At 60.6% G+C, this 2,263-nt stretch carries 3 protein-coding genes; 1 reads left to right on the top strand and 2 read right to left on the bottom strand.

What is annotated here, in order from left to right:
• Positions 1-97, top strand: a 97-nt coding sequence (locus tag ABG80_RS24025; protein WP_083505659.1) for an IS3 family transposase, incomplete at its 5' end; no start/stop codon positions are given.
• A gap of 707 nt (positions 98-804) precedes the next feature.
• Here ABG80_RS24025 and ABG80_RS01790 read toward each other — a convergent pair.
• On the bottom strand, positions 805-1,110 hold the full coding sequence (locus ABG80_RS01790) for a BrnA antitoxin family protein (protein ID WP_058086089.1): 306 nt from the start codon (positions 1,108-1,110) through the stop codon (positions 805-807).
• Positions 1,088-1,363 (bottom strand): BrnT family toxin, encoded by a 276-nt coding sequence (locus ABG80_RS01785; RefSeq protein WP_058086088.1) that lies wholly within the window; start codon positions 1,361-1,363, stop codon positions 1,088-1,090. Before ABG80_RS01785 ends, ABG80_RS01790 begins: the two co-directional genes overlap by 23 nt.
• Between the last annotated feature and the right edge of the window lie 900 nt (positions 1,364-2,263).

Here is a 2,263-nt window from a genome sequence, read left to right as displayed (position 1 = left end):
CTACAATCACTCTCGTCTGCATTCGGCGCTGGGCTATCTCAGCCCCATGCAATACGAGCAACGCTGGCTGGCGGCTCAGCGCAAGAACGCCGCATGAAACCCGGGCTAAGCGCTCCGAAATTCAGGGGCAACCTCATGCTCAGACAAAACTCAACAGCCAAGCCACATGAACTCATGCAGCTTCTCACCTGTCACCAGCCTAACTTGGCGTTCCAGCCGACGCTCACTCACCGCATCGCTTCGGCACCGCCTTATGGGCGCGGCTGAACTGGGGCGTTAGGCCCTCGCGTGAATGCGCCGCTTGCACAGGCCAAGCGAGCCACCTCCTCGGTGGCTACTTGCAGCCAGGCATGCGCTTCTTGGTTCGCGCAAGGTCTCTTGGCATGCTTGCATTCAAGCTGGCGTCAGCCAAGCATTCAACACACAGGGGCGCATGCACATGCAGTCACATGCCACCATCGGCCTAACTGGGCGTTGCAGGGGACGCCTCCACCAGTGCGCGCTTCGGCCAGGCCAAGCGGGCGCCCCTGAACTTTGGCGTTAGGCCCTCGCGTGAATACGTCGCTTGCACAGGCCAAGCGAGCCACCTCCTCGGTGGCTACTCGCAGCCAGGCATGCGCCTCTTGGTTCGCGCAAGGTCTCGTGGCATGCTCGCATTCAAGCTGGCATCAGCCAAGCATTCAACACACAGGGAATCATGCACATGCCGCCTCATGCCACCATCGGCCTAACTGTGCGTTGCAGGGGACGCCTCCACCAGTGCACGCTTCGGCCATGCCAAGCGGGCGCCCCTGAACTTGGGCGTTAGGCCTTTCGCGTGTTCGGGTGAGTCTTCAGCCAATCACGCAGTGCCGTGTTGATGCGTGTCTGCCAGCCAGCACCGCGATCTTTGAACGCATCCAAGATGTCCGCATCCAAACGAATGTTGACGTGCTCTTTTGGGCGACTGGCGGGCGGTCGACCTCGCTTTGGCTTGAGCATCTCCTTGGCCACATCTGCGTCCATCAGGTCGGCCAACACATCCTTTGCCGGCCGAGCTTTTGCAAACCACTCTTCCGTGGCCTCGGGTGAGTCGTTGTCCAAGCGTTCAGGGTTGGGTTTGCGCGGCATAGCGAGTCCTTTCACGTTTGTTGGCACGGCGCAAGCTGATCACGTGCACCGCGCCATCGCGCGGCGTGAACACCAGCATGCACAAGTGCTCATCAATGAAGCCAAGCGCCTGGAATCGGCGTTCAGGGTAGTCCTGCCTGGCGTCTTCAACGATCAACGCGCTACTCCAATCGAACCTGTCGGCAAGCCCAAAGGGCATGCCTCGCTCATCTTCATTGCGCGCGCTTTTGGCTGGGTCGTAGGTCAGGCGCATTCATTTATTGTATCCACAAATAATCAGGGTGTCCACCCGCCAACACCTCTCTTCTTCCACCGCGTGAACCACTCGTTCCGGGGCGCGCCACTACCCCGCATGCGCCAACATCGTTTAGGCTACCTATCACACCACCACAACAGCATCACGGGAGAACAAATGCCTTGCACATCAAGCACTTGCGCCACCCCGCCTGCGTGGTTACAAACTTTTAGGCCAACATCCCATGCGAAGGCAGGTTGGCCTATTTGCAGTTAGGCCCTCGCGGAATACGCCTCATGCAAAGGCCAAGCGAGCCACCTCCTCGGTGGCTACCCGCACCAAGCTTTCGTTTATTGGTTCGCGCAAGGCGTCGTGGCATGCTTGCATTCAAGCGGGCCATCAGCCCAGCAATCAACACACAGGGGCCTCATGCAAAGTCAGCCGTACGCCACCACCCGGCCTAACTGGGCGTTGCAGGGGACGCCTCCACCACTGCGCGCTTCGGCCACGCCAAGCGCGCGCCCCTGAACTTGGGCGTTAGGCCCTCGCGTGAATACGTCGCTTGCACAGGCCAAGCGAGCCACCTCCTCGGTGGCTACTCGCAGCCAGGCATGCGCCTCTTGGTTCGCGCAAGGTCTCGTGGCATGCTCGCATTCAAGCTGGCATCAGCCAAGCATTCAACACACAGGGAATCATGCACATGCCGCCTCATGCCACCATCGGCCTAACTGTGCGTTGCAGGGGACGCCTCCACCAGTGCACGCTTCGGCCATGCCAAGCGGGCGCCCCTGAACTTGGGCGTTAGGCCCTCGCGGAATACGCCGCTTGCCCAGGCCACACGAGCCGCCTCCTCGGCGGCAGTCGCACATTCGTTCTTGCCACCAAGTTGGTGTGTTGGCACCGCTGCCGCTCAGGTTG

The sequence above is a fragment of the Aquabacterium parvum genome (assembly GCF_001447195.1).
Lineage (GTDB): Bacteria > Pseudomonadota > Gammaproteobacteria > Burkholderiales > Burkholderiaceae_C > Aquabacterium > Aquabacterium parvum.
This window is presented reverse-complemented; position numbering and strand designations above follow the sequence as displayed.